General features: G+C 40.9%; 31 protein-coding genes and 1 riboswitch. Of the genes, 1 reads left to right on the forward strand and 30 read right to left on the reverse strand.

The features are described from left to right. Window position 1: 1 nt before the first annotated feature. The 28 genes from rplR to rpsL all read right to left on the reverse strand — a co-directional run bounded on the left by rplR (window position 2) and on the right by rpsL (window position 17,113). Window positions 2–358, reverse strand: a complete 357-nt coding sequence (gene rplR / locus LI241_RS12265) for a 50S ribosomal protein L18 (protein ID WP_008690082.1) — start codon at window positions 356–358, stop codon at window positions 2–4. A 21-nt stretch (window positions 359–379) separates the two neighbouring features. After that, a complete protein-coding gene (rplF, locus tag LI241_RS12270) occupies window positions 380–925 on the reverse strand; it encodes a 50S ribosomal protein L6 (RefSeq protein ID WP_008690084.1) in 546 nt (181 codons plus the stop codon). A gap of 21 nt (window positions 926–946) precedes the next feature. Further along, window positions 947–1,342, reverse strand: coding sequence for a 30S ribosomal protein S8 (gene rpsH / locus LI241_RS12275; protein WP_026006681.1), 396 nt, complete (start codon window positions 1,340–1,342; stop codon window positions 947–949). 24 nt (window positions 1,343–1,366) lie between these two features. Further along, complete coding sequence (locus tag LI241_RS12280; protein ID WP_008690087.1) at window positions 1,367–1,552, reverse strand: type Z 30S ribosomal protein S14; 186 nt, start codon at window positions 1,550–1,552, stop codon at window positions 1,367–1,369. A gap of 13 nt (window positions 1,553–1,565) precedes the next feature. Further along, on the reverse strand, window positions 1,566–2,105 hold the full coding sequence (gene rplE / locus LI241_RS12285; RefSeq protein ID WP_008690089.1) for a 50S ribosomal protein L5: 540 nt from the start codon (window positions 2,103–2,105) through the stop codon (window positions 1,566–1,568). 13 nt (window positions 2,106–2,118) lie between these two features. Continuing rightward, window positions 2,119–2,442: a 50S ribosomal protein L24 gene (gene rplX / locus LI241_RS12290; protein ID WP_008690091.1), complete on the reverse strand. Its 324-nt coding sequence runs from the start codon at window positions 2,440–2,442 to the stop codon at window positions 2,119–2,121. Between the two features lie 12 nt (window positions 2,443–2,454). Further along, window positions 2,455–2,823 (reverse strand): 50S ribosomal protein L14, encoded by a 369-nt coding sequence (gene rplN, locus LI241_RS12295; RefSeq protein ID WP_002607426.1) that lies wholly within the window; start codon window positions 2,821–2,823, stop codon window positions 2,455–2,457. 20 nt (window positions 2,824–2,843) lie between these two features. Further along, entirely contained in the window at window positions 2,844–3,104 is a 261-nt protein-coding gene (gene rpsQ, locus LI241_RS12300) for a 30S ribosomal protein S17 (protein WP_008690096.1), read from the reverse strand. Window positions 3,105–3,120: 16 nt separating this feature from the next. After that, window positions 3,121–3,321 carry a 50S ribosomal protein L29 gene (rpmC, locus tag LI241_RS12305; RefSeq protein ID WP_008690099.1) on the reverse strand — a complete coding sequence of 67 codons (201 nt, stop codon included), beginning with the start codon at window positions 3,319–3,321 and terminating at the stop codon, window positions 3,121–3,123. Further along, window positions 3,321–3,737: a 50S ribosomal protein L16 gene (gene rplP, locus LI241_RS12310; protein WP_008690101.1), complete on the reverse strand. Its 417-nt coding sequence runs from the start codon at window positions 3,735–3,737 to the stop codon at window positions 3,321–3,323. Before rplP ends, rpmC begins: the two co-directional genes overlap by 1 nt. A 3-nt stretch (window positions 3,738–3,740) precedes the next feature. After that, entirely contained in the window at window positions 3,741–4,535 is a 795-nt protein-coding gene (gene rpsC / locus LI241_RS12315) for a 30S ribosomal protein S3 (RefSeq protein WP_008690103.1), read from the reverse strand. Between the two features lie 11 nt (window positions 4,536–4,546). Next, on the reverse strand, window positions 4,547–4,882 hold the full coding sequence (rplV, locus tag LI241_RS12320; protein ID WP_008690105.1) for a 50S ribosomal protein L22: 336 nt from the start codon (window positions 4,880–4,882) through the stop codon (window positions 4,547–4,549). A 14-nt stretch (window positions 4,883–4,896) separates the two neighbouring features. Beyond that, window positions 4,897–5,175: a 30S ribosomal protein S19 gene (gene rpsS / locus LI241_RS12325; RefSeq protein WP_008690106.1), complete on the reverse strand. Its 279-nt coding sequence runs from the start codon at window positions 5,173–5,175 to the stop codon at window positions 4,897–4,899. Window positions 5,176–5,194: 19 nt separating this feature from the next. Continuing rightward, on the reverse strand, window positions 5,195–6,028 hold the full coding sequence (gene rplB, locus LI241_RS12330; protein WP_008690107.1) for a 50S ribosomal protein L2: 834 nt from the start codon (window positions 6,026–6,028) through the stop codon (window positions 5,195–5,197). A 58-nt stretch (window positions 6,029–6,086) separates the two neighbouring features. After that, window positions 6,087–6,386 (reverse strand): 50S ribosomal protein L23, encoded by a 300-nt coding sequence (gene rplW / locus LI241_RS12335; protein ID WP_008690108.1) that lies wholly within the window; start codon window positions 6,384–6,386, stop codon window positions 6,087–6,089. Next, window positions 6,386–7,015, reverse strand: coding sequence for a 50S ribosomal protein L4 (gene rplD, locus LI241_RS12340; RefSeq protein WP_008690109.1), 630 nt, complete (start codon window positions 7,013–7,015; stop codon window positions 6,386–6,388). Before rplD ends, rplW begins: the two co-directional genes overlap by 1 nt. Before the next feature lie 3 nt (window positions 7,016–7,018). Further along, the gene (rplC, locus tag LI241_RS12345; protein WP_008690110.1) at window positions 7,019–7,702 is read right to left on the reverse strand and encodes a 50S ribosomal protein L3; all 684 of its coding nucleotides are present in this window, start codon (window positions 7,700–7,702) and stop codon (window positions 7,019–7,021) included. Between the two features lie 13 nt (window positions 7,703–7,715). Beyond that, window positions 7,716–8,027 carry a 30S ribosomal protein S10 gene (gene rpsJ / locus LI241_RS12350; protein ID WP_008690111.1) on the reverse strand — a complete coding sequence of 104 codons (312 nt, stop codon included), beginning with the start codon at window positions 8,025–8,027 and terminating at the stop codon, window positions 7,716–7,718. Between the two features lie 481 nt (window positions 8,028–8,508). Continuing rightward, window positions 8,509–9,237 (reverse strand): TatD family hydrolase, encoded by a 729-nt coding sequence (locus tag LI241_RS12355; RefSeq protein WP_008690112.1) that lies wholly within the window; start codon window positions 9,235–9,237, stop codon window positions 8,509–8,511. After that, window positions 9,230–9,967 carry an ABC transporter ATP-binding protein gene (locus tag LI241_RS12360; RefSeq protein WP_008690113.1) on the reverse strand — a complete coding sequence of 246 codons (738 nt, stop codon included), beginning with the start codon at window positions 9,965–9,967 and terminating at the stop codon, window positions 9,230–9,232. The genes LI241_RS12355 and LI241_RS12360 overlap by 8 nt, the downstream gene beginning before the upstream one ends. A gap of 9 nt (window positions 9,968–9,976) precedes the next feature. After that, window positions 9,977–10,966: an ABC transporter substrate-binding protein gene (locus LI241_RS12365; RefSeq protein WP_008690116.1), complete on the reverse strand. Its 990-nt coding sequence runs from the start codon at window positions 10,964–10,966 to the stop codon at window positions 9,977–9,979. Window positions 10,967–10,982: 16 nt separating this feature from the next. Continuing rightward, window positions 10,983–11,729 carry an ABC transporter permease gene (locus LI241_RS12370; protein WP_008690119.1) on the reverse strand — a complete coding sequence of 249 codons (747 nt, stop codon included), beginning with the start codon at window positions 11,727–11,729 and terminating at the stop codon, window positions 10,983–10,985. Between the two features lie 66 nt (window positions 11,730–11,795). Beyond that, window positions 11,796–11,897: riboswitch (TPP riboswitch) on the reverse strand. 295 nt (window positions 11,898–12,192) lie between these two features. After that, entirely contained in the window at window positions 12,193–12,504 is a 312-nt protein-coding gene (locus LI241_RS12375; RefSeq protein WP_008690121.1) for a YbjQ family protein, read from the reverse strand. Continuing rightward, window positions 12,485–12,703, reverse strand: coding sequence for a hypothetical protein (locus tag LI241_RS12380; protein WP_008690122.1), 219 nt, complete (start codon window positions 12,701–12,703; stop codon window positions 12,485–12,487). The genes LI241_RS12375 and LI241_RS12380 overlap by 20 nt, the downstream gene beginning before the upstream one ends. Before the next feature lie 143 nt (window positions 12,704–12,846). Next, entirely contained in the window at window positions 12,847–14,031 is a 1,185-nt protein-coding gene (tuf, locus tag LI241_RS12385) for an elongation factor Tu (RefSeq protein ID WP_008690123.1), read from the reverse strand. Window positions 14,032–14,098: 67 nt separating this feature from the next. Then, window positions 14,099–16,177, reverse strand: coding sequence for an elongation factor G (gene fusA, locus LI241_RS12390; RefSeq protein WP_008690124.1), 2,079 nt, complete (start codon window positions 16,175–16,177; stop codon window positions 14,099–14,101). A gap of 14 nt (window positions 16,178–16,191) precedes the next feature. After that, window positions 16,192–16,662, reverse strand: a complete 471-nt coding sequence (gene rpsG, locus LI241_RS12395; protein ID WP_008690125.1) for a 30S ribosomal protein S7 — start codon at window positions 16,660–16,662, stop codon at window positions 16,192–16,194. A gap of 25 nt (window positions 16,663–16,687) precedes the next feature. Continuing rightward, on the reverse strand, window positions 16,688–17,113 hold the full coding sequence (gene rpsL / locus LI241_RS12400) for a 30S ribosomal protein S12 (protein ID WP_008690126.1): 426 nt from the start codon (window positions 17,111–17,113) through the stop codon (window positions 16,688–16,690). Window positions 17,114–17,331: 218 nt separating this feature from the next. On the opposite strand from rpsL, the gene LI241_RS12405 reads away from it, so the two are divergent. Next, complete coding sequence (locus LI241_RS12405) at window positions 17,332–18,135, forward strand: HAD family hydrolase (protein WP_008690127.1); 804 nt, start codon at window positions 17,332–17,334, stop codon at window positions 18,133–18,135. 231 nt (window positions 18,136–18,366) lie between these two features. Here the strand turns inward: LI241_RS12405 and brnQ are convergent, their stop codons facing one another. Together brnQ and LI241_RS12415 are read right to left on the reverse strand one after the other, a co-directional pair. Continuing rightward, the gene (brnQ, locus tag LI241_RS12410; protein ID WP_008690128.1) at window positions 18,367–19,710 is read right to left on the reverse strand and encodes a branched-chain amino acid transport system II carrier protein; all 1,344 of its coding nucleotides are present in this window, start codon (window positions 19,708–19,710) and stop codon (window positions 18,367–18,369) included. A 254-nt stretch (window positions 19,711–19,964) separates the two neighbouring features. Continuing rightward, on the reverse strand, window positions 19,965–21,947 hold the full coding sequence (locus tag LI241_RS12415; protein ID WP_008690129.1) for a sensor domain-containing diguanylate cyclase: 1,983 nt from the start codon (window positions 21,945–21,947) through the stop codon (window positions 19,965–19,967). Window positions 21,948–22,253: the final 306 nt, after the last annotated feature.

Here is a 22,253-nt window from a genome sequence, read left to right on the forward strand (position 1 = left end):
CCTAAAATTTCAAGCCGGCTTCTCTAGCCGCTTCAGCCAAAGCTTTAACTCGACCGGTGTAAACATATCCACCACGGTCAAATACAACATTTGTGATATTCTTTTCAAGTGCGCGTTTCGCAACCTCAGCGCCAACGGTTTTGGCAGCTTCAACGTTACCACCGTTTTCCAGTTTCATTTCAACACTGCTAGCGGCTACTAATGTAGTACCGTTAACATCATCAATGATCTGCGCGTGAATGTGGCTGTTTGAACGGAAAACGTTCAGGCGGGGACATTCAGGAGTACCGCTGATTTTGGTACGAACACGCAAGTGACGGCGTAAACGCTCATCATTTCTAGATACTTTCTTAAGCATTGTTCAATTTCTCCTTTCCCACTATTTCTTACCTGCTGTTTTACCTTCCTTACGACGAACATATTCACCTTTGTAGCGAATACCTTTGCCTTTGTAAGGTTCTGGTTTTCTTACAGCACGAACATTTGCAGCGAATTCACCGACACGCTGTTTATCAATTCCGGACACTTTAATAGCTGTCGCAGAAGTACATTCTACGCTCAATCCTTCTTCGATAGCAAATTCAATTGGGTGGGAGTAACCAACATTCAGTGTCAGTTTCTTACCGCTTACGGCAGCACGGAAACCGATACCAACCAATTCCAGTTCTTTGGAATATCCGTTAGTAACACCTTCAACCATGTTAGCCAGCAGAGCACGTGTAGTACCATGCAGCTGTTTTGTGTGTTTCTGTTCGTTTGGACGTGTTACGCTCAAAACGTTTTCTTCAATTTTAATACCCAATTCCGGGTTAAACTGACGAGTTAAAGTTCCCTTAGGTCCTTTAACAGTCACCTCATTCCCAGCAGCGATGTTTACTTCAACGCCAGCAGGAATGGTAATCGCTTTATTACCGATACGTGACATTCTTCTTTACCTCCGTCTAGATTACCACACGTAGGCGATAACTTCGCCACCAACGTGTTTAGCTCTAGCTTCTTTATCTGTCATTAAACCATGAGATGTAGAGATGATTGCAATACCCAGACCGTTCAATACGCGAGGAACTTCGTCCACTTTTGCGTAAGCACGTAAACCAGGTTTAGAAACTCTCCGTATTCCATTGATTACTTTTTCGTTGTTAGGTCCATATTTCAGTGTAACATTGATGGTTTTCTTAACGTCACCTTCAACGTTGTAATCTGTAATAAAACCTTCTTCTTTTAAAATCTTTGCGATTTCGATCTTTTCTTTATTTGCAGGTACTTCTACAACTTCGTGACGAGCCTGAACTCCATTACGAATTCTAGTCAGCATATCTGCAATCGGATCTGTCATTATCATCATGACTGTATTCCTCCTATCTGATTACCAGCTCGCCTTTTTTACACCCGGAATCTGACCCTTGTAAGCCAGCTCGCGGAAGCAAATACGGCAGAGTTTGTATTTACGTAAAACTGAGTGAGGACGGCCACAACGTTCACAACGTGTGTACTCACGCACCTGGAACTTCTGAGGACGTTTTGATTTATTAACCATTGCTTTTTTTGCCATACTGTAAGTCCTCCTATTTCTTGAAAGGCATGCCTAATTCTTCAAGCAGCGCCTTTGCTTCTTCGTTTGTTTTTGCAGTAGTAACGATAACGATATCCATACCACGTACTTTGTTAACCTTATCGTAGTTGATTTCTGGGAAGATCAGCTGTTCTTTAACACCCAGTGTGTAGTTTCCACGGCCATCGAAAGATGTTGTAGAAACACCACGGAAGTCACGCACGCGTGGCAATGAGATGTTCATCAGCTTATCCATGAAATCATACATCTTCTCTTTACGTAAAGTTACCTTACATCCGATAGGCATACCTTCACGCAATTTGAAGTTTGCGATAGATTTCTTTGCTCTTGTGATAACTGGAGCCTGTCCAGTGATCTGTGCCAATTCAGCTACGGCTTCGTCCAATACCTTTGGATTCGCGATTGCTTCACCGATACCCATGTTGATAACGATCTTATCTACATAAGGAACTTCCATAACTGACTTGTAGTTAAACTTTTTCATTAAGTTAGGCACAACTACATCTGTATATTTCTGATTTAGGCGGTTCATCCTTTAACCTCCCCTACTTAATTTCAGCGCCGGTTTTTTTATAGACGCGAACCTTTGTTTGATTGCCTTTTTTGTCTTCTTTGATTTCAAATCCAACACGGCTGGCTTTCTTAGCCTTGCTATCGTAAGCCATAACATTGCTAACATGGATTGGCATTTCTTTTTCAATAATGCCGCCATCTGGATTAGCCTGAGATGGTTTCAAGTGTTTTTTTACAACATTTACACCTTCAACGATAACTTTGTTTTCCTTAGGGAAAACTTTGGTTACTTCTGCAACAGTGCCCTTGTAAGCACCTGTAATAACCTGAACCTTATCACCTTTTTTGATTTTCACAAAGACACCTCCTTACAGCACTTCTGGTGCCAAAGACACAATTTTCATAAAGTCTTTGTCACGCAGTTCTCTTGCTACTGGCCCGAAAATACGAGTTCCACGAGGTGTGTTATCGTCTTTGATCAGGACAACAGCGTTGTCATCAAATTTGATGTATGTTCCGTTGTCACGGCGAACGCCACGTTTTGTACGTACGATTACACCTTTGACTACGTCACCTTTTTTTACAGTTCCACCAGGAGCAGCCTGCTTAACAGCACAGACAACGATATCCCCGATGTTTGAAAACTTACGAACGCTTCCACCTAAACAGCGGATAACCAATACTTCTTTGGCACCTGTGTTGTCAGCGACGCGTAATCTACTTTCATTCTGGATCATGAATGTCTACCTCCTAGCGCCTACAGCTGTACAGCTTTTTCGACGATTTCAACCAAACGGAAACGTTTTGTAGCAGACAATGGACGAGTTTCCATAATAACTACCTTATCTCCGATTTTCGCTTCATTGTTTTCGTCATGAGCTTTAAACTTCTTAGAATATTTTACACGTTTTCCATATAATGGATGTGTTTTCTTTGTTTCAACGACTACAGTAATCGTTTTATCCATCTTATCGGAAACAACTGTTCCACGATATACTTTACGGTTAGATCTTTCCATAACTTAGTGATCCTCCTTAATCCTGATTGCTAAGCTCGCGCTCAGTCAATACGGTTTTCATACGGGCAATGTCTTTCTTCACGGTTTTTAAGCGTGCAGTGTTCGTCAACTGTCCGGTTGCTTGTTGGAAACGAAGATTAAAAAGTTCATCTTTAAGCGTTTCGATCTGTTGTGCAATTTCAGTGTTACTTAACTCTCTGATCTCTTTCGCTGTCATTATTTCTCTTCTCCTTTTCTAACAAATTTCGTCTTCACTGGCAGTTTGTGAGAAGCCAGACGGAATGCTTCACGTGCAACTTCTTCTGGAACACCAGCAATTTCAAACATCATACGTCCTGGTTTTACAACTGCTACCCATCCTTCAGGTGCACCTTTACCAGAACCCATACGTACTTCAAGAGGTTTTTTCGTTCTTGCCAAGTGAGGGAAGATACGAATCCAAACTTTACCACCACGTTTCATATAACGTGTCATGGCAATACGGGCAGCCTCGATCTGGCGGTTACTTACATAAGCACCAGTGTCAGCCATCAGACCATATTCACCAAAAGATACTTCACGACCGGCTTTCGCACGTCCTTCGTAGCTTAAACGGTGAGGTCTTCTATATTTTGTTCTCTTAGGCATCAACATAATTTAGTTTCCTCCTTCCGCTTTCTTAGGAGCATTTCCAGCAGCGTTGTTTCTCTGGCTGTTGTTGCGGTTACGGTTGTCGTTACGATTTCCGCCACGGTTGTTGCGACGGTTACGACGACGATCGTTCATATTGTTCTTAGGAGCTTCTGGTTCCTGAACCATCTGTCCTGGCAATACTTCACCACGGCAGATCCATACTTTAACACCTAAACGGCCATACTGAGTAGAAGCTTCTTCCCAAGCATAGTCGATGTCAGCACGCAATGTATGCAGAGGTACAACACCTTCGCTATAACCTTCAGTACGCGCCATATCAGCTCCGCCTAAACGTCCAGATACAGCAGTCTTGATACCTTTGGCACCAGCACGCATTGTTCTCTGGATAGCTTTTTTCTGAGCTGTACGGAAGCTTGCACGCTGTTCCAACTGGTCAGCAATGCTTCTAGCAACCAAACGAGCATCCAAATCTGGATTAGCGATTTCCAGAACTTTTACATAGATGTTCTTTCCACCAGTTAATTTTTCCAGTTTCTTCTTCAAGTTTTCAATGTTTTCACCGTTTGTTCCGATGATCACACCAGGACGAGCTGTACGGATCATGATCTCAACACGGTTTTTAGAACGTTCAATTTCAATTCTTGATACGGAAGCTGCCTTCAGTTCAGCGAATAAGAATTCACGAATTTTAACATCTTCCAGTAAAAGATCGGCATAATCTTTGTCAGCATACCATCTGGATTCCCAGTCACGGATAACACCGACACGCATTCCGATCGGACTAACTTTCTGTCCCATGAGCTACCTCCTTAATCACGCTCGTCAACCACAACAGTGATGTGGCTGGTGCGTTTGTGGATCGCACTTGCAGATCCTTTTGCACGTGGCATGAAGCGTTTCAAAGTTACACCTTCGTTTGCATAACATGCTTTCACGTATAATTTTTCTTCATTCATATCGTTGTTGTTAACGGCATTTGCTACCGCTGACTTCAACACTTTTCCTACAGCTTCCGCAGCTACGTTTGGTGTAAACTTTAAGATTGCGGCAGCTTCTTCAACGTCTTTCCCACGAATCAGATCGATTACAAGGCGAGCTTTTCTAGGTGGGATACGTAATGTCTTTGCGCATGCTTTAACTTCCATTCTACGTTTCCTCCTTATCTCTTAGCTTTCTTGTCATCAGCGCCGTGTCCAGCATATTTGCGGGTTGGCACGAATTCACCAAGCTTGTGTCCTACCATATCTTCTGTAACATAAACAGGCAGATGTTCTTTTCCGTTGTAAACGGCAAATGTATGTTCCACAAACTGAGGGAAAATCGTTGAACGACGTGACCAGGTTTTAATAACTTGTTTTTTACCGGCAGCATTCAGTGCTTCTACCTTCTTCATCAGATGGTCATCACAGAATGGGCCTTTTTTCAAACTACGACTCATTTTTCATTTCCTCCTTTGCCTATTTGCCATTACGACGACGAACGATTAATTTCGTTGACGCTTGTTTTGCTTTACGTGTTTTCACACCCATAGCTTTCTTGCCCCAAGGAGTCATTGGTGATTTACGTCCTACTGGAGTACGTCCTTCACCACCACCATGAGGGTGATCGTTAGGGTTCATAACAGAACCACGAACTGTTGGGCGGATACCTCTCCAACGGTTACGTCCGGCTTTACCGTAGTTAACCAGACTGTGGTCTTCGTTTCCGACAGAACCGATGGTTGCGCGGCAGTTAGACAAAATTTTACGAACTTCTCCAGATACCAAACGAACAGTAGCATACTTTTCTTCGATACCTAAGATCTGTGCAGATGCACCAGCGGAACGAGCCAGCTGACCACCTTTACCAGGTTTTAATTCGATGTTGTGGATGAAAGTTCCTTCTGGGATATCTTTCAGTTCCAATGTGTTACCAACTTTGATGTCGGCACCTTCTCCAGAAACAACTGTCATTCCAACAGTTAATCCTTTAGGAGCAATGATGTAACGCTTTTCACCATCTGCATAGTTTAACAGAGCGATGTTAGCGGAACGGTTTGGATCGTATTCAATTGTTGCAACACGAGCAGGGATACCGTCTTTATTACGTTTAAAGTCGATGATACGGTAAGCACGTTTGTGTCCGCCACCCTGATGACGTGTTGTAATACGTCCGTTGTTATTACGTCCACCTTTACTATTTAAAGGGGCAAGTAATGATTTTTCTGGTTTGTTTGCTGTAATCTCTTCACGAGATAAGCTGGTCATACCACGGCGACCTGGAGTGGTCGGCTTATACTTCTTAATTGGCATGTGTCAATTTCCTCCTTACGCAATATTTATTCAGGAAATAGCGTTCTTCTTCCTGAGCTTATTTAGCTTCTTCTTCGCCAAACAAGTTGATGTCCTGACCTTCTGCAATTTTTACATAGGCTTTGCGGACAGCTTTTGTTTTACCAACGTATTTACCCATTCTTTTTGTTTTAGGCTTTACGTTAACAACATTAACAGCAACTACATCAACACCGAAGATGCTTTCAACAGCTTGTTTTACCAGTGTCTTGTTAGCGCCTTTTCTAACCTCGAAGGTTACCTTGTTGTCTTCGTCCATGTATCTCATCGTTTTTTCTGTGATGATTGGACGGATAATAATGTCTTTATAGTTATCCATTATGCAAGTGCCTCCTCAACATCTTTCACAGCAGCTTCTGTAAAGACGATTTTGTTAGCATTTACGATATCGTAAACATTCAATCCATCAGCAGTCAGCATCATCATGCTAGGGATGTTGCGCATGCTCAGAAATGCATTTTCAAAATCTTCACCTTCAGATACTACAAACAATGTTTTTCTTGGAGCGTTCAGGTTTGCGATGATTTCATTGAAAGCTTTTGTCTTAGGTGCTTCCAATTCAAGCTTATCAACCACGCTCATAGCGTTTTCTGCCACTTTTTCAGATAATACTGATTTCAGTGCCAGACGACGAACTTTTTTGTTCAGCTTGTATGCATAGCTTCTTGGTGTAGGACCGAATACCGTTCCGCCACCTCTCCACTGTGTAGCACGGATGGAACCCTGACGCGCACGTCCTGTTCCCTTCTGACGCCAAGGCTTACGACCGCCACCGCGAACTTCTGTACGGTTTTTGGTGTCGTGTGTTCCCTGACGCATGCTTGCACGCTGCATCACAATGGCATCAAAGATACATTGCTGATTTGGCTCGATGCCAAATACTGTATCGGCAAGAGTAATTTCGTGAAGCTCTTTACCAGCTTGGCTTAATACGACCATCTTAGGCATCTTTTATTCCTCCTCTTTCGTGTAATCTACCAAAGTCACAGGAGCTTTATCGCCCTTAGAACATTTAGCAGTGCGTACCATTACTAATCCACGTTTAGGTCCAGGCACGTTACCTTTAATTAATAAGTAGTTGTTTTCAACATCAACTTTAACAATTGTCAGGTTCTGGTTTGTTGTTCTGTAACCACCTTCCTGACCAGCCATGATTGTTCCTTTCAGAATCTTACCCTGGCGAGATGTAATACCGTTGGTAGCCAAAGAACCAATGTGTCTGTGGTGTCCTGAACCATGGCTCTTAGGACCGATCTTCGCATTGTTACGAACGATCGTACCGTTATATCCTTTACCCTTGCTAGTTCCGATTACATCAACCGTTTCACCAGCAGCGAAGATATCAACTTTAACCTCGTCACCAAGATTTACATCTAATTCGCAATCGCGGATTTCCTGAGCGAAACGCTTAGGAGCCGTGTTAGCTTTTGCAGCATGTCCCTTGCTAGGTTTTGTGCTGCGTGTTTCTTTTACATCTTCAAATCCTAACTGTACAGCTTCGTATCCATCGTTTTCCACTGTCTTTTTCTGTAATACTACGTTTGGTGTAGCTTCAACAACAGTAACCGGAATCAGTGTTCCTTCTTCCGTAAATACCTGTGTCATTCCAAGTTTACGTCCAAGTATACCTTTCATGATGTCACCTCCATTACAGCTTAATTTCGATGTCAACACCACTTGGCAGTTCCAGACGGCTCAATGAGTCGATTGTTTCTGCTGTAGGTCCGACGATCTCAATTAAACGTTTGTGCGTTCTGATCTCGAATTGTTCGCGAGAATCTTTGTATTTGTGTACCGCACGCAGGACTGTTACAACCTGCTTTTCAGTTGGAAGAGGTACTGGTCCAACAATCTTTTTTGCACCGTGAGCTTGTGCTGCCTGAACGATCTTTTCTGCAGAAGCATCCAAGATTCTGTGTTCGTAGGCCTTTAAGCGAATTCTTACGCTATTTTTTGCCATGAATATGTCTCCTTTCGTCTATATCGACTATAGACTCGCTCGATGCGAATTCCCTGACCTCGCCGTCCATGACAACGTTTCTCAGTGGGTCAGCAACCTCGCATGTCATTGCGGTCGTGAGAATATTCTAACACAGTTGAATAGTGAATACAAGCCTTATTTACCGTATTTTTTAACTTTTTTTCAAGGTTTTTTATCATCTTACTTCACATGGTTGCGAGATATAAAATGATAGCGTTTACATGAATTTTCATCCATAAAAGACGGCTATTTTATGATAATTCATGGTCAAAATCGGTAAAAAAACAAAAAAAATCTCCTCCTCTAGAAGCCGCTGTGCCTCTTGAAAAGAAGATTCGATATATTCCAGTAAGATGAAATCGTATTTTTATGTGCACGAAGGCTTTCTATGCAATGCCTTATCCAAAGCTTTCTGTTTATGTCGATGGCACACATCGTAAGTGAAACACTTCTTTATTCTTTATACAGATGATTCGCATTTATTTAAGAAATGGTGATAATTATCCATCAACTGTGCAGCTAAAGATGCTTCTGCTATCTGACGAAGCGCCGCAATCCGCGTTATGCTGCGTGTAAGATACGTACGATAGGCAGCAAGCGGTACCTCTTTCTGCTCACACCAGCGTATCGCATCAATGCCATCACTTTCTATTAGCATACGTTGTAAAGAAATCTTACGGGCTACTTTGGTAACGGCAGGATCATCACCAACCGATGGTCCAATGGTAAACCAGCAATCCAATGCCATATAGTCTTCCAAATAATCATCGCAGGAATACCAATGCACAAGATACGTATTCGGATATTTTCGCAGCAATGATAATGCTTCTTTTTCCATGCCTTTTAGATGTAACAAGATGGGCTTATGTAATTGCTGTCCCAACTGCAGTTGTTTTTCAAAAACTTCCCTCTGCTTTTCCATCGGTGTTTTACACCATACGGAATCTAAACCGATTTCTCCAAGGATCTCTGCTTCTTGCAGAATCGCTAACATCGCTTCCCAAGTTATCGCGTCCGCCTGCCATGGATGAATCCCGGCACTAATTCTAAGCTTTGGATATTGTGCTTGCAGTTCTTTTAGAAAGTGATATTCCTGTGGCGATGCCGCATTTGCTATACCCTCTATCTGATGTTTTTGCATTTCCTTAAAGAACGCTATATCGCTGATATGCAGATGTGCATCATGCATGCGACTCCCCCCTTAATAATGAATAAATTTCTTTTCGCTGTTCGCCTTGTGTAAACAGCCAGTCCCGACTTTTGACTACTTCATGTAAATTGATTTCCTTGACGATAGATGCCGGTGAACCGCCTAAGATCAAGATACGATCTGCCAGATATAAAGCCTCATCAATATCATGTGTTACTAGTAAGGTCGTCTTCTGCAATTCTTTTCGCATCGCTAACAGCCAATCCTGCATATCATTGCGCGTAATGACATCCAAGGCGCCAAAAGGTTCATCTAACAATAGGATATCTGCACTGCAAAGCGCTGTTCGCAAGAATGCTGCTCGTTGTCGCATACCACCGGATAATTCTTTCGGATAGGCATGTTCATAACCAGCCAAACCAAAAGTCGCAAATTCTTTTAACGCTTGTTGCTGCGCTTGCTTTTTGGCATGGTGCAAGCGACCATACAAGGTCACATTTTCTAAGATCGTATGCCAAGGGAGCAGTAAATCGCTTTGTGGCATATAAGCAAAGTGGGAGGATATGCCTTCTACTTTTTCATCATCTACATAGAAACAGCCTTCTGCAGCTTGTAAAACTCCAGCCAAAATATTTAACAGAGTTGATTTCCCACAGCCGCTAGGTCCTATCAATGCCACAAATTCACCTTCTGCCACTTGTAAGCTGACATGTTCCAGTATTTTTTTATTTTCAAAGGCAATTGCCATATCCTCCACACGCAGTTTCATAAGCTCTCCTTATTTTACAAATTCATTTGTATATTGTTCACTAGCTTTGATCTTTTTATCAATCAGTTTATACTCATACATAAAATCGGTGTAATTATCCCACACTTCATCTTTCATGACACCCCATGTTTTGGCATCCTTACGATATTCAGCACTTAAATACTTCTGACTTTCTTTTAAGAATGCGAAATCAGTATCCGGTAAGATCTTCTTCATGATTTCAGCAGATTCTTCAGGATGATCAATGGCATATTCATATCCTTTTTTCACTGCGTTCATAAATTTCTGTACCGTTTCTGGATCTTCCTTCAACATCTTTTCATTTGTGATAATGACCGGTGTATAATAATCCAAACGCTTATCTAAGTCCTTTAATGGCATGTAGTTGACATCATAGCCATCCATGCGGCCCTTGATAACTGCCCAGCCTTCAAATTCCCATTGAATATCCACTTTTTTACCTAATGCCGCAAATCCGCTGCCATCAGCTCCTACCATGGTAAGCTTTTTGAAGTCTGCATTTGCTTTGTTCATGACCGCTTTAATAACCGCTTCCTCACTTGGTGCCTGCCAGCCGGCATACACCTTTCCTTCAAAATCCTTTGGCGATTTGATATTTTCTTTCTTTAAAGAAACAAACCCACTGGTATTATGCTGGATAATGGTCGCAATGGCTTTGATTGGCAACACTTCCTCAGCCGTTCTGGCATAGGTGACATCTTCCTGATAGCTGACACCAAATTCACCTTTATTAGCGGCAACCAATACTGCACTCGTAGAATCATCTCCAGGTTCTATGATGTTGACCTTTAGACCTTCCTCTTTAAAATAACCCTTTTCCTGTGCTACATAAAAGCCCGTGTGATTTGTGTTTGGTACATAGTCCAATACTAAAGTAACTTCTTTTAACTCTTTTTTTACGTTATCTTTTGCAGATCCACAGCCCGCAAGAGATGTAACCATCAACGCAGATAAAGCAAGCAATCCAATCTTTTTCATGTTGTTTTCCTCCCTTCTAGCGTTTATAGGGAAATACGATTCGCTCAAGTAAGGTCACTGCCAAATGTAATAACAGACTCCAGAAGATGATAACGATGACACAGGCAAACACTTTATCTAACATATAACCGTTCTTTACCCGTATCATATAATAACCAAGACCTGCGGATGCACTCAGCCATTCCCCGACGATAGCTCCACCGATACAATAGGTCGCTGACACCTTTAACCCAGAGAAAAGGGCTGTTGCGGCTGCCGGTATCTTGACATACGCATAAACTTGCCACTTTTTCGCGCCAAAGCTTTTCAACAGGTTGATCTGGTTAACATCTACTTGTGCCAATGCATCACAAAAGGCAATTACGATAGGAAAGAAGCACATAAACACGACCATCAATACCTTAGGTGCCATGCCAAAGCCCAGCCAGATGGTAAACAGCGGTCCTAAGACCATCACCGGCACGGTCTGTGTGACAACCAAATGAGGGAAAATGCTATGCTTAAAGTTCTTTGACAGATCCATGCCAATGGCAATCAAGATAGCAGCCACTGTCGCAATCATCAAACCTGTAACAGCTTCCTGCAAGGTCACCATGGAATGCATCCATAATACATCCGCATTCGCAAGCATCGCTTCTACGATCTTACTAGGAGCAGGTAAGATATATAAATCGACATCAAAGATTCTCACACATGCTTCCCAAATACCAAGTGTTACAAAAAGGGTTATGACCGGCATTACGTATTTACGATAACGTTTCATCTTGCACCTTCTTTCCTGCAAATAAAAAACACCTCAAATGAGGCGTAAGCGAACCAATCTAGTATTTCTTTCTTAGATATGACTCCCTACGCTAGCATTAACTAGATCAGGTCATAAGGGACCATCCATAAGGATATCTCAGCCGTAAAGGCGCCCCTGTCATGACAGTATTATTATACTCTATTCTAGGCGAAATGCAATGCCATCGAAATATTTACCTAAATTTATAAGATGGGGCAACTTTTTAATCTTTCCAACTTTATAATCTTTCGTCGTATATTTTTTAATATTATCTATATCACCTAGGGATATCATTGCTATTGTAAAGAGATCCATGTATATCCCCAATAAAAATCATCTACATCACCAAAGAAAAAAGCATTGGTTAGTAAGTGAACGACTGCATCAAGAACTTTTTCCATCTGCATCTATCAGCTTTCCTAAAACAAATGCCTTTTTGCTACTATTTAAATTTTACTGCGGTACCATAAGCAATAACTTCTGCAGCACCACCCATAATGGCACTGGAAGCATAGCGAACATTCACTACAGCATCTGCGCCTAAGTTTTCAGCCTCTTCAACCATACGCTTTGTCGCAAGCGCACGTGCTTCATTCATCATCTCATTGTATGCCTTCAATTCACCGCCAACCAAAGTTTTAAAACTCTGTGAGATGTCCTTGCCGATGTTTTTGGTTTGGATGGTGCTTCCTTTTACCAATCCTAACATGTCGAGTTCTTTTCCTGTAATGTAATCAGTATTTACTAAGATCATCTTCTTCATTGCTCCTTATCTCATGGATGCGTTCCATGACTACATGAATCCATAAAAACAACAGTGCCAGCATAGGAATCCCAATGAGCAGCAGTATTGGCAGTGGTGCTTGTCCCCAAAATAAAAGACATATCCACATGATCATGTAAAAGCAGCCAATAATACCAATGATGATAGGGGCCGCCATTTTCTTTCCCATAATATCACCTAGTTTCTAACTTTATTATGAAACAGATAAAGAGAAAAAGCAAGAGGGGATAGCTATTGAGCAAAGAATTTGCAAAGGGAAATAGACTAGAAAAAAAGAGTGCCGAAGCACTCTTTATCGTTTATAAATTCTGATTACTCGATGATTTCAGTAACGTTTCCAGAACCTACAGTACGTCCACCTTCACGGATTGAGAATTTTGTGTTGTTTTCGATAGCGATTGGAGCGATCAATTCAACAGTCATTTCTACGTTATCCCCAGGCATAACCATGTCAGTTCCTTCTGGCAATGTGATAACACCTGTTACGTCAGTTGTACGGAAGTAGAACTGAGGACGGTAGTTAGATACGAATGGAGTATGACGTCCACCTTCGTCTTTGCTCAATACATAAACCTGAGCTTTGAATTTTGTATGAGGGTGTACAGTTCCTGGTTTAGCAAGAACCTGTCCACGCTGGATCTGATCACGGTTGATACCACGCAGCAATGCACCGATGTTATCTCCAGATTCTGCGAAGTCTAACTGTTTACGGAACATTTCCAGACCAGTGATAACGGTCTTCTGAGTGTCTTTGATACCAACGATTTCAACTTCTTCACCCAATTTAACAACACCACGTTCAACACGGCCAGTAGCAACTGTACCACGTCCAGTGATTGTCATAACGTCTTCTACAGACATCAAGAATGGTTTATCCGTATCACGAACTGGATCAGGGATGAATTCATCAACTGCATCCATCAATTCGTTGATAGCGTCAACATATTTAGGATCTCCTTCAAGAGCCTTTAATGCAGAACCACGGATAACTGGAGCGTTGTCACCGTCAAAACCGTACTCGCTCAGCAGTTCACGTACTTCCATTTCAACAAGGTCAACCAATTCGTCATCGTCAACCATGTCGCATTTGTTCAAGAATACAACGATGTAAGGAACACCTACCTGACGAGCAAGCAAGATGTGCTCACGAGTCTGAGGCATAGGACCATCAGATGCAGCAACAACCAGGATAGCACCATCCATCTGTGCAGCACCAGTGATCATGTTCTTAACGTAGTCAGCGTGACCTGGGCAGTCAACGTGTGCGTAGTGACGTTTGTCAGTCTGATATTCAACGTGTGCAGTGTTGATTGTGATACCACGTTCTTTTTCTTCAGGTGCACCGTCAATCTGGTCATAAGCCTGAGCCTGTGCCATACCTTTAGATGCCAATACATTTGTAATAGCAGCAGTTAAAGTAGTTTTACCGTGGTCAACGTGACCGATAGTTCCGATGTTAACATGTGTTTTGGAACGGTCAAATTTTTCTTTAGCCATTTTAATTTCCTCCTAAATTTATAGATTTCATGTATATTCTAATTCAAAGTTTTTATAAAAGCAACAATTAATTTTCAGAACTGTTGTTTTTAACGATTTTTTCCGCAATGCTCTTAGGAACTTCGCTGTAATGGTCGAATTTCATGGAATAATTTCCACGACCCTGAGTGAAAGAACGAAGATCAGTTACATAACCAAACATTTCAGACAATGGGATATGTGCCTTAACGATGATCGCATTTCCTCTTTCTTCCTGGTCAACGATTGCCCCACGACGTGAGCTAACATCACCCATAACGCTACCTAAGTATTCGTTTGGTGCAGTAACTTCTACCATCATGATTGGTTCCAGAATAACTGGTTTACACTTCTTAGCAGCTGCTTTCAGTGCCATAGAAGCGGCAATCTTATATGCCATTTCACTTGAATCGACATCATGGTAAGAACCATCGAACAATGTTGCTTTGATATCGATTACAGGGTAACCGGCAATAATACCGTTTTCTAATGCATCACGCAGACCTTCTTCGGTAGGTTTGATGTATTCACGAGGAACGCTTCCACCAACGGTAGCGTCAACGAATTCAAATCCTTTGCCTTCTTCCTGAGGTTCAAATTTGATCCATACGTGACCATACTGTCCACGACCACCGGACTGTTTGATGTATTTACCTTCACAATCAGCTGTTTCGCGAATTGTTTCACGGTAAGCAACCATTGGCTGACCAACATTTGCTTCTACCTTGAATTCACGACGCAGACGGTCAACGATGATATCCAGGTGAAGTTCACCAACACCGGCGATAATCGTCTGTCCTGTTTCCTGATCTGTATAAGTTTTGAATGTAGGGTCTTCTTCAGCAAGTTTTGCCAATGCTAAGCCCATCTTATCCTGGTCAGCTTTAGTTTTAGGTTCCAGACTCAATTCGATAACTGGTTCTGGGAATTCCATACTTTCCAAAACGACTGGATCATTTTCAGCACACAGAGAGTCACCTGTTGTCGTTACTTTCAAACCAACGGCAGCAGCGATGTCACCTGCATAAACTTCTTCGATTTCTTTACGAGAGTTTGCATGCATCTGAACGATACGTCCGAAACGCTCTCTCTTACCTTTGGTAGAGTTCAATACATAGCTTCCCGATTTTGCTGTACCGGAGTATACACGGAAGTAAGATAACTTACCTACGAATGGGTCCGTAGCAATCTTAAATGCTAATGCAGAGAATGGTTCATCATCACTTGCGTGACGCTCTACTTCACTACCATCTTCCAATGTACCCTTGATAGCAGGGATATCTAATGGAGAAGGCAGATAATCAACAACTGCATCCAGAACCATCTGAACACCTTTGTTCTTATATGCAGAACCACACAATACTGGGAAGAAGTCACCCTTACATACCGCAATACGCAGTACACGTTTGATTTCTTCAACGCTTGGTTCTTCACCTTCCAGAACCTGCATCATGAATTCTTCATCGTAATCAGCCAGATATTCCAGCAATTTTGCACGATATTCTTCTGTCAGATCTTTCAGATCTTCAGGAATTTCTTCAATCTTGATGTCAGTTCCTAAGTCGTTTGTATAAATTTCAGCTTTACGCTCGATGATATCTACGATTCCAGAGAATGTAGATTCAGCACCGATTGGCAGCTGGATTGGGCAAGATTTTGCCCCTAAACGATCAACGATCGTCTTGCAGGACATCAGGAAATCAGCTCCTGTTGCGTCCATTTTGTTACAGAATACGATTCTTGGTACGCCATAAGTCGTTGCCTGACGCCAAACGGTTTCCGTCTGAGGTTCTACACCGGCTTTTGCATCCAATACTGTTACCGCACCATCAAGTACACGCAATGAACGTTCAACTTCAACTGTGAAGTCTACGTGGCCCGGAGTGTCAATGATGTTAATACGGTGACCCTTCCATGCTGCTGTTGTGGCAGCGGAAGTAATGGTGATACCACGTTCCTGTTCCTGTGCCATCCAGTCCATCGTTGAAGCACCATCGTGGGTTTCACCGATTTTATGGTTAACACCTGTATAATACAGGATACGTTCTGTTGTTGTAGTTTTACCAGCATCGATATGAGCCATGATACCAATGTTACGAGTCTTTTCTAATGAATACTGACGTGGCATAATGAACTCCTTTCTTACCAGCGGTAGTGAGCAAATGCCTTGTTCGCTTCTGCCATCTTATGAGTATCCTCACGTTTTTTCACAGATGCACCGCTTCCGTTAGCAGCGTCCATGATTTCAGCAGCAAGTCTTTGCTCCATAGTTTTTTCACTACGCAGACGAGCGTAGTTAACGATCCAACGCAGACCTAAAGTCAAACGTCTTTCAGCAGATACTTCTACTGGGACCTGGTAGTTTGCACCACCTACACGACGAACTTTCAGTTCCAATAATGGCATAACGTTTTCTAAAGCTTTTTCGAAAACTTCCATTGGTTTTTCATTTGTTTTTACTTCAATAATATCAAACGCGTTGTACAGAATCTTCTGAGCAACCCCTCTTTTACCATCAATCATGATTTTGTTGATCAAACGAGTGACCAGCTTGGAGTTGTAGATAGGATCTACTAATACATCACGTTTTGCTACATGTCCTTTTCTAGGCATTGAAATTTCCTCCTTTCACAATTGACTATTTCTTTTTCGCTTCTTTTGGTTTTTTAGCACCATACAGAGAACGGCTCTGGTTACGGTTAGCAACACCGGCACAGTCCAAAGTACCACGAATGATGTGATAACGAACACCTGGTAAGTCCTTAACACGACCTCCACGGATCATTACAACACTATGCTCCTGTAAGTTATGTCCGATTCCTGGGATGTAAGCTGTAACTTCCATACCGTTGCTCAGACGAACACGGGCATATTTACGCAACGCAGAGTTTGGTTTCTTAGGTGTCATGGTACCAACACGGGTACATACACCACGTTTCTGAGGTGCGCTCAGGTTAGTAGGACGTCTTTTCAATGAGTTATATCCTCTATTCAGAGCAGGTGACTTAGAAACGTTCACGCTCTGTTCACGACCTTTACGAATTAATTGGTTAATTGTTGGCATAATATCCTCCTTTCGCAAACACACATTTCCGGGTGTGTCATTTTGAAGTGTAAATTTAGTTCCCGCTGTTGGGGAACCCTAAAAATCCACTTGCCTATCTATCTTAAATCAACTGAAATCGGATGTCAACACCTTTTTTCTATTTTCTTTGAAAAATGCCCATTCTTTTAGTATAATGACAACGGTATGATTACATACAGGAAAGAGGAAGTTTATTTATGGCTTACAAAATCGCTTTTTTTGACATGGATGGGACCATGTATCAAACAGAAAACGACATTATTCAACAGGCAAATCTGGATGCACTGCGCAAGTTAAAAGAACAAGGCGTGCTGGTATGTGCAGCTACCGGAAGACCTTTGAATCAGATGCACCTGATCTTAGAACGCATCCCCTATTTTGATTATATGGTATTGATCAATGGCGGTTATGTGTTGGATGCACAACAAAATCTGTTATTTGAAAATCCCTTAGCAAGGGAAACCACACAGGATATCGTTGACTGGTGCGAGGAACAACAGAATGGCTTGATGTTTCATTTTGGCGATGCATCGTATATTTACGACAGCTTTTATCCATTATATGACTTTTGCAGAGATCATCATGTATTGGATTATTTATTCTATGATGAAAACCGCAGTTATCACAAACGTCATAATGCATATAATTCTGTCATTATGACAAAGAATCAGCGTGCATTGGATACTTTCTTAAAGCAGCACCCGATGCTGCGCAGTGATCTGATTGAAGTAGCTGAAGATCATTTCTGTTACGATGTCTTCAATGCAAATAATGATAAATTTGTTGGCATTTCTCAGGTATTGCGAAAGGAGAACCTCACTTGGGAGGAATGTGTCTGCTTTGGTGATAGTACAAATGATATTAAGATGCTGGAAATGGCAGGGATGGGCGTTGCCATGGGGACTGCCAGTGATTATGTGAAATCCTTCGCGGATATGGTTACCGCTTCTGTCTATGAGGAAGGCGTTGCCAAAGGGTTAAAGAAAATTTTTCAATTCTAAGACACTGCCTTATATTGATGCAGGTGGCACAACTTGTATTATCGCAAACACTTGCTGTTACCATTAAGAAGGCTTATGAAAAGGATAGCGCCAGATGCGTATTGTCGGGCACTATCCTTTTTTATTCAGTAAGATGTCATTACTTATTGCTTTGGAAAATATAAATAGAGGAAGAAAAGCAACTGTATGATGTATGATGATTTTAATATAGGTTATGCATTAGAATAAGCGTTATTCCTGTGCGGCAGCAGCACTAGCTGCTGTTTTATTTAGGAAAGGCAAAGCACCAAGAATACTGCCAATAGCTCCTGGAAGTACCCAACCTAAGCCCAACTCATAAAATGGCAATTCTCTTACCCAAACACTCACACTGCCTAAAGATAAACCGGCTGTGTCTAAGCCATATAAAAATGCAACAATAAAGGTAAATCCCATGCCAACGATATAAACACTTTTACGATGTTTAATAAAGCGGCGCATAAAAGATAACAAAATCAGCGTAACCGTAACAGGATAAATAATTAATAATATTGGTAATGCGATTTTAATAAGCTGACTCAAACCGACATTCGATATCACAAAACTGAATAAACAGACAAAAGCAGCAATTTTCTTATAAGAAACACGTGGCAATAATGTCTGAAAATAATCAGAAAAGGAAGTTGTCAAACCTATGGCAGTGGTAAGACAGGCAAATAAAACAGCAATTCCCAAAATGATACCTCCAACACTGCCAAATAAATGATTAGTCACTGCATGCAGCAAGCTACCACCATTTTCAAATGGTGTAATCGTCATAGCTCCCACATAGGTCAGCATAAAATAAACGATACCTAAAAAAGCCGCAGCACCTAATCCACATAAAATGGTATATTTCGCAATTGCTTTTTTATCACTGACACCATATCCACGAACTGCTGTTATTACTAAGATAGCAAAGGCCAGCCCTGCCGGTCCATCTAATGCATTATATCCCTCAATCATACCTTGAAAAAATGGTATATCCACATAAGCTCCCTTCGCTTGTGTCATCGTTCCAAAAGCTAAGGGTTCTTGTGATTGCGGATACAATAAGGTTGCGATAAAGATAGCGAAGATACTGATCAGTAATACAGGCGTCAAATATTTTCCAACGACATCGACGATTTTACTAGGATTAGAACTTAAATAATAGGTCAATCCAAAAAATATCGCCGTAAACAAAAAGGAAAACAGCATTCGATTATTATTTCCAAGATAAGGCAATGCCGCTATTTCAAAAGATACACTTCCTGTTCTTGGCAAGGCAAATAAAGGGCCTATTAACATATACACACAGATAGACAAAAATAATGCAAATTTAGGGCTTACCAATTTACCTAAGTCACTCATAGAATTACCAACCAGGACAACAGCAGTAACTCCTAATATGGCAATTCCAGCATCGGTCAGAATAAAACCAGCCAAAGCCGCAAGATAGCTTGTTCCTGCTAATTGTCCCATGGCAGGTGGAAAAATCATATTACCAGCTCCAAAGAATATGGCAAACAGCATCATAGATACCGTTATTATTTGACGAAAAGTTAATGTTTTCATAATTCTTCTCCTTATGACATGCCTATACATGATAACGAAACCAAGTACAATTTGCAATCCCTACATGTAAAAAGATGCGTGATCGTAACTATCTTTTGCATTCTATTGCAAAAATAATTAGATACACACATCTATTATCTTCTAACAGCATTTCAAAATAGATTTCATACGGTAATCTACATGAGTATTCTTATGTTCCTATTTATGTGCTTACCATCCGAATCACAGTCTGTTGTCTATAAGGATTATTTCAGTTATTCTCCATATATACGAAAACCATGGCGCCCATTTCGTTTTCTTGCATACATTGCTTCATCTGCTTTTTGATATAGTGTCATAAAATTATCGCCATGTTCCGGCGCCAAACAAGCTCCCAAACTGGCACTGATCGTTATGCCATCTACATTAAAACTAAGAGCATCGCTTAATTGCTGAAGTTTTTTACGCAAAGCTTCTCGATTGCAAATATCCTTTAAAAATAAGATATATTCATCACCGCCAATACGTGCACACAAGTCATGTGAACGCATTAAGCCGCGTAAGATTTGCGCTACATCACGTAATACTTCATCTCCCTGCATATGCCCCAATTTATCATTTAGCTGTTTGAAATTATCCAGATCCAACATGATCAAAGCATGCAGTTCCTCCTCCTGTTCCTGCAAAATATAATCTACTTTTTCTGCAATTGTCTTACGATTTAACAATCCTGTCAATGAATCACTCTCTAACTCCAACTGCACTTCTAATTCTCGACACTTGATTTTATCAATATCTTGAATCAAAACGAATGCCTTAATATGCTTTGTATAAGGATCTTCCATTAATTGTATTTCCGCTTTAGCCCAATAAATATGTTTTTTTACATCATAACGGCGATGCTCGCAAGTCACGACAAACTTTTTTTGATAGTAACAAGATAACAGATATTGGCGATCAAAGATGGTGAGGTATTTTTTGCGATCTTTTGCATAAACAAAGTTATTTGCCGCATATTGCGCGACAAAAGTAAAAGAACGACGTTTCGCAAATGGAATTTCAGGTATCACCGTGCTTTCCATCACCTCAAGCTGATCTTTGGTAATATCATATTCATAATAAGCAATCGCATTTGCCTTTTGATTTTCAAATATCTGTATCCATCGTTGGTAAGACAACTCCTGATCATATTCTTCCGTATAATCTTCATATGAAATGATAGATGTAACCGGATGTTTTTCCTTATCATATGTTAAAAAGTAATGTGCTTTTATCCATGCATAATCATCTCTGTCTTTTACACGCAATTTAAACATAGCACTTCCTTGTGGCACACCTTCCAGCATTGCATGATAGAACCGCATATATTCCTCTAAGCTTTCCTTTGCGACTAAATTCATGTTTTGCACACATTCGGGGACATTTTTAACTTCTGTATAATCCCCCAATACACGATCATCTGGGTCTCCCATAGACAATGTCTTTGTAGGAATATGATACCGCAACAATGTCTTATTCAACTGTTTCATCGCAATTCGATATTCCTGTTCACTGATACGTAATCTATCCTCAATCAGTTTGCGATCCGTGATATCAAAAACAGCTCCAAAGATATCATTACCTTCATACGCATAACGACATAACACCCATATAATAGAGCCATCTTTCTTAATACAACGATTTTCCTCCTCAAAATAATACGTATCAGAAGCGGTAATTTTATGACTTCTTATATCTTTTAGAAGTTGCATAAATTCATCAGGTAATACAATCTGTTGAATGTCTGAAATAGCATCCGTAGGATCATATCCAAAAGTCTTATTAAAATAAAGATTATGATAAAGTAGTGTCATACTCTCATCCAATGCCGCCTTAAATAAGCCACAAGGGATATTATTCGTTAATTTTTTATTTTGTAGACGATCATAGTTTTGTTTCATTTCAATGGCGAGGATATCATCAATATTCGTCATCAGAAACATTTGCCCAGTAGTTATGGTCGATATCTTTTGTAGACGATAATATGCATGATGATTTGTTGTTTTTACCAACTGCAAATCAAAAGCTGTTTGTTTTGTATGTGACCAATCACAGAACTGCGAATAATTCACCACAACGTTCTTCATCCTGTTGGTAGAGGGTAATCCTGTTTCACGTTGCATGTAAGATGATAAATATAATATTTCATTTTCTCTATCTACAGCACCCGCATACTTCAGAATTTCCATTTGATGCAATATATCTGTTGAAATTGACATCATTGGCACTTCCCTTCATATAACTTGTGCATTATAACACATTAAAAATAGAAAAAGGAATTTCTAAAACGATTTCTGTATAAGATAAAATGATGATATGTAATCACGACTGTTCATCTTGCTTTTTTTATGCTTCATACAAAATATTAGAAATATCGAACTGTCAATAAAGGCCTTGCACTACGTTTTCCTCAAAATGGAAAGGGGTCCTTTTATGAGGAAAATATTTGGCTTTCTTTCTCGGCTTTCTATCTCTATATAGAAAAAAACCTGTCCTTCTCAGAACAGGTCTTCCTACCTGGCAAC

It is taken from the genome of Longicatena sp. 210702-DFI.1.196, assembly GCF_020563125.1.
GTDB classification, from domain to species: Bacteria; Bacillota_I; Bacilli_A; order Erysipelotrichales; family Erysipelotrichaceae; genus Longicatena; species Longicatena caecimuris.